At 60.6% G+C, this 13986-nt stretch carries 15 protein-coding genes; 5 read left to right on the forward strand and 10 right to left on the reverse strand.

Annotated elements, in window-relative coordinates:
• Window positions 1–53 precede the first annotated feature (53 nt).
• The 4 genes from ppnN to queF all read right to left on the reverse strand — a co-directional run bounded on the left by ppnN (window position 54) and on the right by queF (window position 6490).
• A complete protein-coding gene (gene ppnN, locus J9889_RS05725; protein WP_010673382.1) occupies window positions 54–1409 on the reverse strand; it encodes a nucleotide 5'-monophosphate nucleosidase PpnN in 1356 nt (451 codons plus the stop codon).
• A gap of 158 nt (window positions 1410–1567) precedes the next feature.
• Window positions 1568–3169, reverse strand: a complete 1602-nt coding sequence (locus tag J9889_RS05730) for a GGDEF domain-containing protein (RefSeq protein ID WP_210556113.1) — start codon at window positions 3167–3169, stop codon at window positions 1568–1570.
• An 85-nt stretch (window positions 3170–3254) separates the two neighbouring features.
• Complete coding sequence (locus J9889_RS05735) at window positions 3255–5525, reverse strand: hypothetical protein (RefSeq protein ID WP_210556114.1); 2271 nt, start codon at window positions 5523–5525, stop codon at window positions 3255–3257.
• A 116-nt stretch (window positions 5526–5641) separates the two neighbouring features.
• Window positions 5642–6490, reverse strand: a complete 849-nt coding sequence (gene queF, locus J9889_RS05740; protein WP_010673385.1) for an NADPH-dependent 7-cyano-7-deazaguanine reductase QueF — start codon at window positions 6488–6490, stop codon at window positions 5642–5644.
• A gap of 105 nt (window positions 6491–6595) precedes the next feature.
• Here queF and syd point away from each other — a divergent pair, with 105 nt between their 5' ends.
• On the forward strand, window positions 6596–7144 hold the full coding sequence (gene syd / locus J9889_RS05745; RefSeq protein WP_069785577.1) for a SecY-interacting protein: 549 nt from the start codon (window positions 6596–6598) through the stop codon (window positions 7142–7144).
• Window positions 7145–7217: 73 nt separating this feature from the next.
• Here the strand turns inward: syd and J9889_RS05750 are convergent, their stop codons facing one another.
• From J9889_RS05750 to J9889_RS05770, 5 genes are all read right to left on the reverse strand, one after another.
• Complete coding sequence (locus J9889_RS05750) at window positions 7218–8003, reverse strand: Zn-ribbon-containing protein (RefSeq protein ID WP_167825378.1); 786 nt, start codon at window positions 8001–8003, stop codon at window positions 7218–7220.
• 9 nt (window positions 8004–8012) lie between these two features.
• Complete coding sequence (locus tag J9889_RS05755) at window positions 8013–8330, reverse strand: DNA-binding protein (RefSeq protein ID WP_210556115.1); 318 nt, start codon at window positions 8328–8330, stop codon at window positions 8013–8015.
• 181 nt (window positions 8331–8511) lie between these two features.
• Window positions 8512–8748 (reverse strand): DUF2789 domain-containing protein, encoded by a 237-nt coding sequence (locus J9889_RS05760; RefSeq protein WP_210556116.1) that lies wholly within the window; start codon window positions 8746–8748, stop codon window positions 8512–8514.
• Window positions 8749–8807: 59 nt separating this feature from the next.
• Window positions 8808–9104 (reverse strand): DUF3301 domain-containing protein, encoded by a 297-nt coding sequence (locus J9889_RS05765; RefSeq protein ID WP_039039421.1) that lies wholly within the window; start codon window positions 9102–9104, stop codon window positions 8808–8810.
• A gap of 68 nt (window positions 9105–9172) precedes the next feature.
• On the reverse strand, window positions 9173–10201 hold the full coding sequence (locus tag J9889_RS05770; RefSeq protein ID WP_210556117.1) for a DUF3549 family protein: 1029 nt from the start codon (window positions 10199–10201) through the stop codon (window positions 9173–9175).
• A 197-nt stretch (window positions 10202–10398) separates the two neighbouring features.
• Between J9889_RS05770 and J9889_RS05775 the strand changes: the two genes are divergently transcribed.
• From J9889_RS05775 to J9889_RS05785, 3 genes are all read left to right on the forward strand, one after another.
• Entirely contained in the window at window positions 10399–10734 is a 336-nt protein-coding gene (locus J9889_RS05775; RefSeq protein ID WP_010673392.1) for a YqcC family protein, read from the forward strand.
• Complete coding sequence (gene truC / locus J9889_RS05780; protein ID WP_010673393.1) at window positions 10731–11510, forward strand: tRNA pseudouridine(65) synthase TruC; 780 nt, start codon at window positions 10731–10733, stop codon at window positions 11508–11510. Before J9889_RS05775 ends, truC begins: the two co-directional genes overlap by 4 nt.
• Before the next feature lie 184 nt (window positions 11511–11694).
• The gene (locus J9889_RS05785; RefSeq protein ID WP_210556118.1) at window positions 11695–12135 is read left to right on the forward strand and encodes a flavodoxin; all 441 of its coding nucleotides are present in this window, start codon (window positions 11695–11697) and stop codon (window positions 12133–12135) included.
• 71 nt (window positions 12136–12206) lie between these two features.
• Here J9889_RS05785 and J9889_RS05790 read toward each other — a convergent pair whose 3' ends face one another.
• Window positions 12207–12347 carry a hypothetical protein gene (locus J9889_RS05790; RefSeq protein ID WP_201925578.1) on the reverse strand — a complete coding sequence of 47 codons (141 nt, stop codon included), beginning with the start codon at window positions 12345–12347 and terminating at the stop codon, window positions 12207–12209.
• 314 nt (window positions 12348–12661) lie between these two features.
• Between J9889_RS05790 and J9889_RS05795 the strand changes: the two genes are divergently transcribed.
• Entirely contained in the window at window positions 12662–13918 is a 1257-nt protein-coding gene (locus J9889_RS05795) for a maltoporin (protein ID WP_282597941.1), read from the forward strand.
• Window positions 13919–13986 lie beyond the last annotated feature (68 nt).

Below are 13986 nucleotides of genomic sequence, written 5' to 3' on the forward strand. Positions count from 1 at the left end.
CAGTCAATGAAAGAGGGGCCCATGGGCCCCTCCGGTGCATTGTGGTGTCCCGGCTATTTGACTATCTCGTAGCAGGGAACGTACTGGCTGCCCGGCAGCTTCATGCGCTGCTGCTTGACGAAGCTTTCCAGCAACCTGTCCATCAGGTGCATCAGCTCCTTGTCGCCGTGCAGCTTGAAGGGACCCTTCTTCTCGATGGCCCTGATGCCCCCTTCCTTGACGTTGCCTGCGACGATGCCTGAGAAGGCGCGGCGCAGGTTGGCTGCCAGCAGCTGGGGCGGCTGGTTGCGATGCAGATCCAGGCTGGCCATGCTGGCGTGATCCGGCTCGAACGGCAGCTGGAACTCGGGCTCGATCCGCAGGGACCAGTTGAAGGAGTAGGCATCTCCCACCGACTTGCGGTATTCGCGGATCTTCGGCATCGCCTCCTTCATCACGCGGGCCACCTCGGGCGCATCGCCGATGATGATCCGGTAGAGACTGGTGGCGGCTTCCCCCAGGGTCGCCTTGACGAAGTCGTCGATGGCGCGGAAGTAGTCGGCACTTTCTTTCGGGCCGGTCAGCACGATGGGGATGGGTTGGCGATCGTTGGCCGGGTGCATCATGATGCCGAGCAGGTAGAGCAGCTCCTCGGCAGTGCCGACCCCGCCCGGGAAGATGATGATGCCGTGACCCAGACGCACGAAGGCTTCCAGCCGCTTCTCGATGTCCGGCAGGATCACCAGCTCGTTGACGATGGGGTTCGGCGGTTCGGCGGCGATGATGGAAGGCTCGGTGAGACCGATGTAACGGCCGTTGCGCACCCGCTGCTTGGCGTGGCCGACGGCGGCCCCTTTCATGGGGCCCTCCATGGCGCCCGGACCGCAGCCGGTACAGATGTTGAGCTCGCGCAGACCCAGCTCGCTACCCACTGCCCGGGTGTACTGGTATTCCACCTCGTTGATGGAGTGGCCGCCCCAGCAGACCACCAGGTTGGGATCGGCGCCGGGCAGGATCGCCTTGGCGTTGCGCAGGATGGCGAACACCACGTTGGAGATATGGGTGGAGCTGGTCAGGTTGACCAGACGATTGGACTCGAGCTGGGTCGACACATAGAGAATGTCCCGCAGCACGGAGAACAGGTGCTCCTGGATGCCGCGGATGATCTCGCCGTCGACGAAGGCGTGCTCGGGGGCGTTGAACAGCTCGAGCTTGACCCCGCGCTCGCGCCGGATCACGTGAATATCGAAGGATTTGAAACGTTCCAGTATCTCTTTGGAACTGTCGGTATGGCTGCCGGAGTTGAGGACCGCCAGCGAGCAGTTGCGAAACAGTTGATAGATATCGCTGGAGGCCGTCTGCTTGAGGCGATCCACCTCGAGCTGGGACAGCAGGTCCATGCTGCCCACGGGATTGATGTGTGTAATCATAATTTCCCCTTTCACTCGCTTGTTATCGTTGTGCTTTCCCTGGGGAGAAAACGGGATGCTTTGGCATCCCTCGGGTTCGATAGTAGAGGCAAGGGGGTGGGCAGGGGAATAGGGGGACTGTGCGTTTGCCGCTTTTTTAGCCGCTCCTCAAAGCGGATTCAGGCGAGATTGACCTGATCCCGGCCGGAGTGCTTTGAACTGTAAAGCGCCTTGTCGGCACGCTCGAACGCATCCGTGGTATGGTCGCCGGTCCGAAACAGGGTGGCACCGATGGAGATGGTGATCTCGACCCTGGCATCGCGAAAGCGGAACGGGATGCTCTTGATGGTCTGACGCAGGTTCTCCAGCGGCTTCTGGTACTTGTCCGGATTGATGTTCGGCAGCAAGACCACGAACTCCTCACCGCCAAAGCGGGCGATGAAGTCGGTGTCGCGCAAGGCGTTCTGCAGGGCCTTGGCAACCACCTTCAATGCCTTGTCGCCGGCCATGTGGCCGTAGTTGTCATTGATGTGCTTGAAGTGGTCGATGTCGATGATGGCCAGGCACAGGGGGGTGCCATAGCGTAGCCAGCGTTTGTATTCGAGCTCGAGCCGCTCGTCCAGGGCCGCCCGGTTGTGTACCTGGGTCAGGCTGTCGAGGAAGAGCTTGTGTTTCTGGATGCTGAGCCGCTTCTTGTACTCGGCGGTCTCGTCCTTCATCAACCTGAGCTTGGCTTCCATGTTGGAGAGGTGGGTGAGCAGGTGGCGCTCGCGGTTGGCCATCTCCTCCCGCTCCTGCTGCAGCCGGCGGATGGTGTCCAGATGCCCAGAAATGGCGCCCCTGAGTATCTGTGGCGAGTCATGGGCTGCCATGGCGCGATCGATGGCGGCGAGTTCCCGCTCCAGCGCCTGTCCGCTGAGATGGGCGGCATTTTGCAGCGCCCGCCCTTCATCCAGGGATTCGGTAAAGCTGTAATGGACCGAGGAGAGACTCTCGTTCAGGGTGCTGAGAAACGCCTGGGAGGCTTTGCGCTCTTCCCGGGTACCCTCGATGATGAGTTCGATGATCTGCAGGCAGGCTTCGGCCAGCAGGGCAGGGGTGATGCCCCCGAGCAACTGGCGGCGGATGTCTGCGAGGCTCTCGCCCACGGCGCCGGCAAAGTCGAGCTCGGTGATGAGACGCTGCAACTCGTCTGAAATCTGGGCATGTGCCTTGATGTCAAAGGAGTCGGTAGGGGCCGGGCTGGAGAGCTCGGTGGGGATCTCCGCCGAAGGGGGAATCAGCGGCTTGCGCGGCAGCAGCTGGATCTTGATCGCCTGCTGGTAGAACTCCAGCAGCCGGATCACCTTCTTCTGGTGATCGCCGATGCCGTAACTCTCCGGGCTGGCGAGAAACTCCTTGAGGGCGCGGCGGGTATCTTCCGGAAACCCCTTGATGGTTTTGAGCTGTTTGCTGCCGAGATCGATGGCTGCCCGGGTCAGGCTGATGGACTCTTCCATGGTGTGGCTGTGCTGCTGCAACAGCTTCTCGATGGCGATCAGATCGGCATCGATGGAGGTGAGCGGAGGGTTGCCTTCAAGTTTCTGCTTGAGCTTGGCGAGCCGGTTGTCGAGCTCGCGATCGTGGCCGCGACAGGCTTGCATCAACTTGCCGATGAACTGGATACTGCGGGTGCGTTCGGCATCGGAGAAGCTCGCCATGCCGTCAAGCTCCTGCTGTTTCTGCTGGAGGGATTCCCTGAGTCTTGCCAGTTGTCCTGTTACGGCAGCCATATCATTCATTCTTCAGGTCGCCCTGTTGTCATTATCGTTTTTGTTTCGTCCAGCAACAGAAAGCCAATCAAAGACCCCGTTGAGTACCTTTTTGTCACGGATTGTCCGCAACCTTCGTCCGTGAAAGCGCAAGCCAGTTAACCCATTGCTTTTCATGAGAAGAATTTACTTTTACCAGTCCCTTGTCAATTGCCATCAAGCAGCATTGCCACACATCTCCGTTAAAAAATGCGGCCTGCTGGCAATCGATGGCAGCCAGCTCAAGCCAGACGCTCTGCTGGCATTTTTCGCTGAGCTGAATGGCACCCGAGAGGGCCAGGTAGCAGAGATCGAACAGGCCGTGGTGATCGAGGGCCATGGCCGCCTTGGGCAGGAAGGGATGACTGACGATGCCGAGGCTGATGCGCCTGTCCAGCGGGTGCTCGCAGGGGAAGGCTGCCAGGGTGTCGAGCAGGGTCTGGGCCAGCTGATGCAACTGGGCCACGTGACGCTGGGGCACCACATAGAGCAGGTGGCCTTCGCGCAGGTCGTAGATGCGGCCATCCTGCGGGGTCAGTTCGTTGACGTAGCGGCCGAAGGCCTGCTCTATCTCGCGGCTGACCTGATACCCATGCTGCTCTAGGCTGTTGCTCAGGAAGGGAACCCGGAACAGCAGGTAGTGCAGCTTGTCGTCAAATTCGCTGGTGGGGCGTTCGCTCAGGTACCAGCGCTCGGATTTCTGCTGGCGCTTGGCCATCTCCCGCGGCCAGCGGCTCATCAGTCGCTGCCAGTTGGCCAAGCCGCTGCGCGGCTCTACCAGCAGGGCCTCTCCCAGCTGTTTGGCATGAAGGCGCGCGACCCGCAGTTTCAGCCAGAGGGTGAAGAACAGATAGATGAAGAGTGCCAGCAGCAGCCCGGTGCTGACGCTGGTCCAGAGGTATCGCTCCTGCTGGTGCTGGCTGACGTCGAGTTGCTGCTCCAGCTCCTTGACCTGTTGCACTCGCTCCACTTGGGCGTAGTTGTCGCGCACCGCCTCCTGCTCCAGCGCCAGCTGCTGCTGGCGAACCAGTTCGCTGCGCTGGTGGTAATTCTTGTAGCTCTCCAGGGCCTGCTGGAGGTAACCCTTCTGCTCATAGGCGACGGAGAGCAGGCGGAAGATCTCGAATTGGCGCCGGATGTCCCCAATCCGGTTAGCCAGGGTGAGGGCGTTCTCCAACTGCAGGATGGCGATGCCCGCCTCCTGCTGCTTGAGGTGCAGCTCTCCCAGCAACAGCAGGGTGTCGATGAGCGACTCCTTGTCATCCCCCAGCTCATGGGACTGGCGTGCGGCGTTCAGATAGTTTCGCGCCAGGTTGAGGTTGCCGGTCTGCAGGTAGGTCTTGCCTATCTCGAACTTGAGGTGGGCGATGCGGGTGCGGTTGCTGCTCTCGTCCAGCAGGTCGAGGGCATTGAAGAAATAGACCAGCGCCATGTTCATCTCGCCCTGATCCCGGTTGAGGCGGGCGAGCACGATCAGGGCGTCGCTCAGCATGGAAGGATTGCCGAGGGCATGAAAATAGTTGGCCGCCTCGCTGGCGTATTGCAGCGCTTTTTGTGGCTCCTGCTCTTCCTGATAGAGGCTGACCATCTGGTTCGAGAGCAGGCCGAGGAAGAGGGGATCCTGCAGGGGCTTGGCTTGCTGTTGTGCTTCGATGTACTCCCCCAGTGCAAGCTGGGGCTGACCCAGAGCCTGATAGAGATCCCCGCCCACGGCGCTGGTCCAGGCCCTGGCCAGAGGCTGTTTGGCGTGATCCGCCCATTTGCGGGTCTCGGCCAGCTGCTGTTTGGCGAGATCGAATTGCCGCTCCTCTATGCTGGCGTTGACGCGCAGCAAGCGGCTGTAGACCTGCAACTGGCTCTCCTTGAGGTCGGGATTGGCCAGCAGTTTGTCGAGTTTGTCGAGCAGGGGGGCCGCGGCGCCATGGGTATGCTGTTGCAGGTTGCGGCTTCGGACCAGCAGATAGAGCCCATGGGCCTGCAGCTCGAACTGCTGCTCTTTCTCGGCCATGGCGATGCCCTGCTCAAAGGACTCCTGTGCCGGGGCGAACTGCCCTAGCTGCTGCAGACACTCCCCCTTGAGCAGATAGGCGCCCGTGGTCTGGGTGGCGGTACCGTAGTTCAGCATCGGCTCGCGATAGCCGTACTCCTGACGGTTGCTGATGATCTGCTTGGGATTGTTGGCCGTGCGTTCGAGGAAGGAGGTGGCAATCTGGGCACATCTGGCGGGATCGGTCAGCACCAGGGTCTGGGCCTGCTGCAGGTCGATGGACAACTGCTCCTTGGCCAGATCCAGATCAGGAGCCGACAGGGAGGACATCATCATTGCCAGAAAAAACAGTTGATTCATTGGATTAAGAACGGCACGGAGGTGCAGGCATGTTATCCAAGCCCACCCCCGCCCGTCCAGAGTTTACTGAGGTGATGCGCAGCCGGCCGCAGCCCGCAGGATGGCGGCGCTGGTGATTACTGGCGAATGAGGCGCAGGTTCGCCGGAACCGGCTCCCAGTCGCTGCGGAAGGGGTTGATGTCCAGGCCGCCGCGGCGGGTGTAACGGGCATGGACGGTCAGTTGTTCCGGGGCGCAGAAGTGCTTGAGATCGGTAAAGATGCGCTCGATGCACTGCTCGTGGAACTCGTTGTGCTGGCGGAACGAGATGAGGTAGCGCAACAGCTTCTCCCGGTCGAGACGCGGGCCGCGATAGTGGATCACCACGGATCCCCAGTCCGGCTGGCTGGTCACCAGGCAGTTGGACTTGAGCAGGTGGCTGTGCAGGGTCTCCTCCACGATCTCGCGACCGGCGGCCCCTTGCAGCAGGGTTTCGTCAAACTCGTAGCCGTCCACCTCGATATCCAGGCTGTCGATGCACTCACCGGGCAGCTGGGCTATCTGGTGGGGGGCCTGGTCGAGGGTGAAGAGGGTGACGCTCACCGGGGCACCAGCGCAGCCACTCAGGTCCTGAACCAGCAGCGCTTGCACTGCCTCCAGGGAGTCGCAGCGAGTCTGGTTGAAGGAGTTCAGGTAAAGCTTGAACGACTTGGACTCGATGAGATTCGGGCTGGTAGCAGGCACAAAGACCTCCCCGATGGCAACCACGGGCTTGCCTTTGGCATTGAGCCAGGAGAGTTCATACAGGGTCCAGACGTCGCACCCCTGGAACGGCAGTTCACCTCTCAGGCCAAGATCGTCGCGGTTCAGGCTGCGTGGCACGGGCTGCAGCAGACTCGGGGTGTACTGGCTGATGTAGGCTGACTGCTGCCCCAGGCTCAGGCCTTGCAGCGCACTGGCGCCGGCGTATCTCTCTTGTTTGCTCATGCTGGTTTGCTCACGCTTGTCTGATAAGGGGTTTGATGGTGCAATGGCCCGATTTTTCGATCAGGTACTTGCGGCCATCAGAGGCCGCTATTGTGGGGAATATCGATGTCGGATCAAGTCCTGTCTGCCCTGGAGCAGTTCTTTTTACGCTGGCAGCGCGATGGCGAAGGAAGGCGGGGGCTGCCCCTGTGTGACTGGGAGGCCGACTGGCGCTCTCCTTGCGAGCTGGATGAACCCAGGGAGGGGCGGGTCGCCTGGCGTCCGTTCCAGCGGGAGCAGGCAGCCGACTTCACGGCCATGGCGAACGCCCTGGAGCTGACCCTGCATCCTAGCGCCATCGCCCTGTTTGGCCACTGGTTCAGCCGCCCTCTGTCCTGCTCTTTCAAGGGGTTGCGCATCGAACTCATCCTGCCGTGGAACGATGCCGATCTGGATCTGCTCAAGGAGAACCTCATCGGCCACCTGCTGATGCTGCGCAAGTTGAAGCGATCCCCTTCACTCTTCATTGCCACGACCCGCAACGAGATGACGCTGGTCTCCCTCGATAACGAGAGCGGCCAGGTGTGGCTGGAGTGGCTGGACTCCGGGCGGCGCCTGACGCTGGCCCCCTCGTTGCCGGCCTTTCTGGCGCGACTGGAAACCTTGCCCCAGTGATGCCCCAAAAGAGAGGGCCTTGCCACCTGGCAAGGCCCTTTCTTTTTAATGCGCCATTGTGCGCGGTGGGCACCTACTCCTTGAAGTCCCAGGAGAGGTTGGAGACCAGCCTGCAAGGCTCGCACCTGAAGTCGAAGATCTCGTGCAGGGGGGCGGCCAGCGCCCATGGGCCACCACAGCCAGGGCAGGGGCGAGCCCGCTCTTCGGCAGCGCTCAGGCCACCGACCCGGTAGAGATAGTAATAGGTGGGGATGCCGCTCAGGACCTCCAGCCGTCTGGCGAGATCGCTGCCCCGGCGATGAAGGCGGCTGCCCACCTCGCCGATTTCGTGCAGGGCGGCGTGTTCGGCGATGGAGCCGTTCATCTGCAACTGATCGCAGGCTTCCCAATCTTCCTGCCACTTGATGATCTGCTTGTGGTCACCGTTGGCGACGGCGGGCAGCCGATAGAGCGGGATGGGAGCGAAGTGGTCGCCGCAGCGCAGGGGAGAGCAACTGTGCAGGAAGCTGGTGTAGAGCAGCATCCAGCTGGGACGCTCCCCCTGCTCTGCGCACGGGTCCGTGCTGTCCGAGAGCAGATCCGCCCCTTGCAGGTGGAGTTTGGGGGCGAGCAGGCCCGCCTGGTGCAGACCTTGCTCGGCAAGGGCGACCAGCTCGCTCTGGTTGTCAGGGTGCAGGCTGTCCTGCTCCGGGCAGACCACCCGACTGACGAAATAGCCTTCGTGCATGCTGGTGGGAAACTCCCGCCCCAGGATCTGACCCTGATAGCGCAGCATGTCGAGGTAGTGGACGATGGCCCGTTCGGCCTCCCCGAGGGAGGTATCGCGGTAGCACTCAAAGGTGAGTTCGAGGATATACATGGCGATGGGTCAATCCGGCTTCTGGTTGAGCAGCAGATCGGTGAGGCGATCGACCTTCTGCTCCAGCCGGGCGAGCTGTTCGCTCAGTTGCTGAAGAGTGACGCTTTCCGTGGCCAAGGGGGATGCCTCGGGGGCACTGGCGGGGGCACTGGCGGGGGCGGGCGCTGTCGACGCGGGCTGGGGTTGTTGCTTCCACTGGCTCAACACCTTGAGCAGCTCGGCCATGGGCACGGGATGGCTGAGGCGGGCCTTGACCATGGCGGTAGAGGGGGTGATCCCCCTGGCACTGAGTTCGTTGGCTATCTGGATGATCTCTTGGGCTGACATCTTGGCTCCTGCACGGCCGTCTTGCTGCGGGTGGATAGTGGCACAGAGCTTAATCAAAGCCTGTCCATCAGGAAAGCGGAGCGAAGGGCGTGGGTGGCGAGAGGGAGGGGCGCCTGGGCGATGGAGGGAGGGGATTGGCGGCTCCGCGTCTACCCAACGCTGGCCGCCGGGAGTGGGGGGATCAGGTCCCCTGGCGCAGCATCAGATCCAGTTGGTCGATGGCTTCCGCCCAGTCGGCGTCGTAGTTGAGGGCATCGCGCAGAAAGCCTGCCTGGGAAGGCGTCCAGAACGGCGCGTCGGGCAACTGGGTATGGCGATCGATGGGATGGTCGCGGATAAAACGCTGCTGGCTGATGTCGTCACTGGCCAGCCCCAGTTGGGCAAACAGGGCGGCCATGTCATGGGTGAGCAATTCCATCTCGGTACTCCTTGGAAGGGGGCTGTGGAAGAGTATAGCCAGCCCCCGTGCTCTCAAATCTAGGAGGGGAGACGATGGGGTGGCAGCTCGACACCGGCGACATGCAGCCCCTGCATGCAGAGCTGCCCCTGATAATGGCTCTCTCCGTCGCTGGAGAACTCGAACTGGTAGTAGGTGAGCAGGCGCAGGGGCTTGTGCCCCAGGGCGCGGTGTGTCCGCGCCAGCGACAGCAGTTGCAGGTCGTGGTGCTGGCAGTAGCGGCGCATGTATTGCCAAGCCAGCTCCGCCTGGCGGCGCTGTTGCCAGAAGGCCCAGCCAACGAGGCCGAGCAGCAAGATCCCAAGCATTTCTCCCATCAGCGGGTTCCTTCTGTGATGTGTGTGGGGCCCTGTTCACCTCAGGCAACAGGGCCGTCGTGCCGGGCCTAGGTGGAAGCTAACAGGCGACCGATGGCCAGACCCAGGGCCTCGCTGCGTTCGGGGTCACGCAGTTTTGCCAGCATATCATTGCGCAAGGCCGGTAGCGTGACGAGCTCGGCAAATACCTGGTTGAAGAACTGGGTGGGTTGCAGGGCGAGCTGCTCCAGAAACAGGCCGAGCAGTTCGGGGTGTTTCAGATCGGGCCAGAGGCGGCCAGCGATGGCGAGGAGCAGGGAGGGGCTTGGCCGGGTTTGCAGCAGGGTCAGCAGCTTGTTGGTGCGCAGTCCGTTGCCCGGGCAGGAGGCCAGTGCCCGGCACAGATAGGCCAGGGTTTCGGGGTCAGGCTCGGCGCACTCCTGCTCCTTGCCGATGCGCTCCAGCAATGCGCCTTGCAGGGCAGGAGGCAGGGGGGCGTTCTCCAGGCTTTGGCACAGGGCGTAAAGGGGGGCCTGCGGCAGCACGGGCAAGGCCTTGCAGACCAGTGCCAGGTTGCGCTCTACCTGTAGCCGCTCCGCGATATCTGCAAACCCTTGCAGTCCCAGTGCCTGCCACCCCTCTTCCCCCGGCGCCGCCAGATAGTGGCAGAGGGCCTCGTAGTAAGCGGAAGGGGCTTGTTCCAGCTGGCGGGCCAGCTTGGCGTGCACACTGGCCATCTTGGCCTCGGCCGGACGGAAGGTGTAGGGGTTGTCCGCTAGACGCTGGGCCTTCTCTTCGTCCAGTTCACCGGTGAGCTTGTAGCCCAGAGTCTCTACCACCTGATCCATGAAATGCTTGGGGCCGCTGGAGATGAGCAGGCCGCGTTCATCGAGGGCGAACTTGAGGAACCAGAGGTAGTGCCTGGATTCGGTTGGCTGGAAGAAGTGCACGCCGAGCCAGGCGTGCTGCTGTAACGGCCAGGGGTAGGGCTCCTGCTGCTGCTCGATGCGCACGAAGAGGTCGCTGGGGAGCGGGCGCACCTGGCGGCCCAGATCGAACAGCTGGAACTGGGTATCGGCCTGGGTCAGAAACTCGGTCAGGGTGTTGATGGAAGACATGAAGAGATCCCGCTTGAAGATAATGCGGGCGATTATAAGGGGGCTGCACCAGATAGCCAGAGGCGGTGATGCAGGGTATGAAGGTGACGGCAACATGGCAGCCATTGCGGGGTCGGTGTATAGTAGCGCCCCTTTTTGATGGCCGTATTGAGTGGGGCCCCGTCGCAGACCGGGCCCGCGATGAGGAAGTGAGCGAGATGAATCAATATCTGCTGGTTGCCGGTCTGCTGGGAGAGCTGACTGCCGAGTTGCAACGTCTGGAACGCTGGCAAGCCGACCATCCGGGGAGCGAGGCGCTGGCAAGCGAGCTGCCGTTCTGTGTCGATACCCTGAGTTTCGATCAGTGGCTGCAGTTCGTGCTGATCCCGCGCATGGAGCAGCTGGTGCTGCTGCAGGCTCCGCTGCCGACCAGCGTCTCCCTCTATCCCATGGCGAGTGAGGTCTATAAAGAGGAGCTGGCGGAGGTCGAGGCCCTGCTTCGTCTGATCGCCCGTTTCGATCTGCTGCTCTCCGGCAAAGTGGTCGAACAATGATGGACGAGCAGACCCGGACAGCGGATGCCTTGCAGCCGACACTGCTTTATCAGGATGACTGGCTGGTAGCGGTGAACAAACCGTCCGGTCTCCTGGTGCACCGCAGTTGGCTCGACAAGGCCGAGACCCGTTTCGCCATGCAGATGACCCGGGATCTGATCGGGGGTCGTCATGTCTACCCCGTGCACCGACTGGACAGGCCCACTTCGGGTGTGCTGCTGTTTGCTCTCGATCCTGCCGTGGCCCGTACCCTGACCGAGGCCTTTGCTGCCCGTCAGGTCCACAAGGAGTACCTGGCACTGGTGCGTGGATGGGCCCCCGAAGAGGGGCTCATCGACTATCCGCTCAAGGAGCAGCTGGACAAGATTGCCGATGCCTTCAGCGACCCGGATCGCCCCGCTCAGGAGGCGGTGACCGCGTTTCGTCGTCTGCATCAGGTCGAGCTGCCCTTCGCCGTCTCCAAGAAGCATCCCACCAGTCGCTACAGCCTGGTCCGCCTCTTTCCCAAGACGGGGCGCAAGCACCAGCTGCGCCGCCATCTGGATCACCTGTTCCACCCCATCGTTGGTGATACCACCCACGGGGATGGCCGGCACAACCGGTTCTTTCGCGAGCACTATGGGTGCGACCGCCTGCTGTTGATCGCGCACCGTCTGAGCTTCGAGCATCCGGTGCTCAAGGTGCCGATGCGGATCCAGGCGCCCCTGGGCCCCGAGGTGCTGGGTCTGTTCGCCCGTCTGGGCTGGCCTGCCAGCGAGCAAGACTACGGCGCCTGAGCCTCTTTCCATCTGTTGCCTCTGACCGGGCTGTGGCATGCTGTAGCCCAGGTACGTCAGAGGAATGACTTATGGCTCAACGAGATATCGCCTGCGCAATCGCGTGCCCCCCGCCCGTTCAGGGGGGCTCTTCCTACCCATCCCGGTCTTGCCGGGCCCATTGTTTGTCCCTGAGGAGTCGCTGATGGCCGAGATCGATATCCTGGTCGGCACCGTCTACGGCTCTGCCATGCTGGTGGCCGAGACCCTCTGTGACCACCTGCAAGCCAATGGCCATGTCTGCCAGATCTTCGATGACGCGGCGCTGACCGACATCGATGCCTCCCGCTTTCTGCTCATCGTGACCGCCACCACGGGGCAGGGGGATATACCTCCCAATTTGCAGCCCTTTGCCAGTGCCCTGGCCGATCGTGCTCCTTATATGAAGGGATGGCGCTATGCCCTCATCGCCATGGGAGACAGCAGCTATGAACACTTCTGCGGGGCAGGGCGCCGGCTCGATGAACTGCTGCAGGAGCTGGCCGCCGACGCCCTGGTGCCGCGTCTGGAGATAGATGCAACGGTGGAGGATGAGCCGGAAGTTGCGGCGCTGGCGTGGTTGAAAACCTGGGAAAATAGACTGTAGCCAGACCCTTCTCCCCGAGAATAAATTCACCTCCGTGAGTGTGCTGACGGGGGTGTTTTATTTTTGGGGCGTCACGCATCAGCTCCCAAATATATCCTCTCTTTCGTCCGGTTATTTTTCTCGCCAATGATGATAACCGGTTGGCCATATTCATCATCACCCACGACAAATTGAAAAATTAAAAGTTCCGCATTGAAAGCGATTTCAGTCATGTTTTTGCTACTGCGACACGGATTTATAACTTAAATCTCGTCGCGAATTAATATTTGAAAGCGCTTTCTTTGGTGTTTGTTTTCTTGTTTTTGCTCGATACTGGAGACTTTGGCCAACAAACTTAAGTTTAATGAGCTGTTGTTGCTGTAGTTGTTGGCGGCGTGCGATTTGTCATCGTTTTGTGAATCAGCTCATGTTTGCAGGGAATTTGGGTACATATAATCGACCTCGGTTATCACCAAAACGTTTTTCCGGTGATAAGAACTTGAATATCAGGATCACACTCCTCTCAGCGGGAATAAGGAAAATGAAAATGAAAGCAAAGTGGCTCCCGATCGCTGCAGCAGTAACCGCAGCCCTGGCTTCCCAAGCCGCCTTCGCCGTTGATTTCCACGGCTACTTCCGTTCAGGTGTCGGCATCTCCGAAGATGGTGACATGCAGACCTTCGATAAGAATAAAGTGGGTCGTCTTGGTAACGAAAACGAAACCTACGGCGAAGTGCAACTGGGTCAGGAAGTCTTCAACAAAGATGGCAAGTCCTTCTACGTAGACTCCATGGTCGCCATGGTCAGCAACCAGTCCAACGACTGGGAAGGGACCGGCACCAGCTGTAATTTCGACACCAAGCAGTGTGAAGACGATGCCACTTTCGCCCTGCGTCAGTTCAACGTGCAAGCCAAGGGGGTGCTCGGTTTTGCCCCGGAAGCCACCCTCTGGGCCGGTAAGCGTTACTACCAGCGTCACGACATCCATATCTCCGACTTCTACTACTGGGATGTGTCTGGCGCTGGTGCCGGTATCGAAAATATCCAAGCAGGCCCGGGGAAACTCTCCTTTGCTTGGACCCGCAGTGATGCTGGTGAGCTGAACAACAATATTCTGGATGCCCGTTATGCCGGTATTCCGCTCTGGAGCGATGCTTCCTTGGAGCTGGGTGTTGACTATGCCATCGCCAATCCGACCGACGATCAAGACAAGGCCAACGACGACATTAAAGACGGTGTCATGCTGACAGCTGAACTGACTCAAAACCTGCTGGGGGGTTTCAACAAGACCACTCTGCAATACATGAGTGACAGCTATGCCACACTGCCGATTTACTACGGTGCTGGTAGCTGGACCAGCCAGGACGGTGCCAGCGGTGATGGCTTCCGCATCATCAACTGGGGCGTATTGCCGGTTGGTGACAAGGTCGAATTTGGCCACCAGCTAGTCTACGGCCAGTCTAATGACGTGACCATCGACGGTGTGGCGGGTTCTGATGCCGATACCTTCTCCGTAGTGGTTCGTCCCATGTACAAATGGGATGAGATCCAGAAGACCATCTTGGAGCTGGGCTACTATCATGACACCAAAGACCTCAAGGGGCAGGATAGCCAGGATCGTGACGGTCAGAAGTATACCATTGCACAGGCTTGGTCTGCCGGCCCCAGCTTCTGGGCCCGTCCGGAAATCCGTGTGTTCGCTTCCTATCTGAAGTCCGGTGGCGACAACGGCCAGACTTTCAATGGCAGCAACAACGACGACAACACTTGGAACTTCGGTGTGCAAGCAGAAGCCTGGTGGTAAGCAATATCTTCAGTTAAGTTAGTCACTGCCCCCTTATGGGGGCAGTTTTGTTTCTCAGGAATTGGCAA

This window comes from Aeromonas sp. PrichA-15, from assembly GCF_017939245.1.
GTDB lineage: Bacteria > Pseudomonadota > Gammaproteobacteria > Enterobacterales > Aeromonadaceae > Aeromonas > Aeromonas caviae.

Coding starts and splice junctions, on each gene's coding strand:
- truC (WP_010673393.1), top strand. CDS start 10,731: ATGATGGACGAGCAGACCCGGACAGCGGATGCCTTGCAGCCGACACTG.
- queF (WP_010673385.1), bottom strand. CDS start 6,490: ATGAGCAAACAAGAGAGATACGCCGGCGCCAGTGCGCTGCAAGGCCTG.
- J9889_RS05765 (WP_039039421.1), bottom strand. CDS start 9,104: ATGGGAGAAATGCTTGGGATCTTGCTGCTCGGCCTCGTTGGCTGGGCC.
- J9889_RS05790 (WP_201925578.1), bottom strand. CDS start 12,347: ATGACTGAAATCGCTTTCAATGCGGAACTTTTAATTTTTCAATTTGTC.
- J9889_RS05755 (WP_210556115.1), bottom strand. CDS start 8,330: ATGTCAGCCCAAGAGATCATCCAGATAGCCAACGAACTCAGTGCCAGG.
- J9889_RS05795 (WP_282597941.1), top strand. CDS start 12,662: ATGAAAGCAAAGTGGCTCCCGATCGCTGCAGCAGTAACCGCAGCCCTG.
- J9889_RS05730 (WP_210556113.1), bottom strand. CDS start 3,169: ATGAATGATATGGCTGCCGTAACAGGACAACTGGCAAGACTCAGGGAA.
- J9889_RS05770 (WP_210556117.1), bottom strand. CDS start 10,201: ATGTCTTCCATCAACACCCTGACCGAGTTTCTGACCCAGGCCGATACC.
- J9889_RS05750 (WP_167825378.1), bottom strand. CDS start 8,003: ATGTATATCCTCGAACTCACCTTTGAGTGCTACCGCGATACCTCCCTC.
- ppnN (WP_010673382.1), bottom strand. CDS start 1,409: ATGATTACACACATCAATCCCGTGGGCAGCATGGACCTGCTGTCCCAG.
- J9889_RS05760 (WP_210556116.1), bottom strand. CDS start 8,748: ATGGAATTGCTCACCCATGACATGGCCGCCCTGTTTGCCCAACTGGGG.
- J9889_RS05735 (WP_210556114.1), bottom strand. CDS start 5,525: ATGAATCAACTGTTTTTTCTGGCAATGATGATGTCCTCCCTGTCGGCT.
- syd (WP_069785577.1), top strand. CDS start 6,596: ATGTCGGATCAAGTCCTGTCTGCCCTGGAGCAGTTCTTTTTACGCTGG.
- J9889_RS05775 (WP_010673392.1), top strand. CDS start 10,399: ATGAATCAATATCTGCTGGTTGCCGGTCTGCTGGGAGAGCTGACTGCC.
- J9889_RS05785 (WP_210556118.1), top strand. CDS start 11,695: ATGGCCGAGATCGATATCCTGGTCGGCACCGTCTACGGCTCTGCCATG.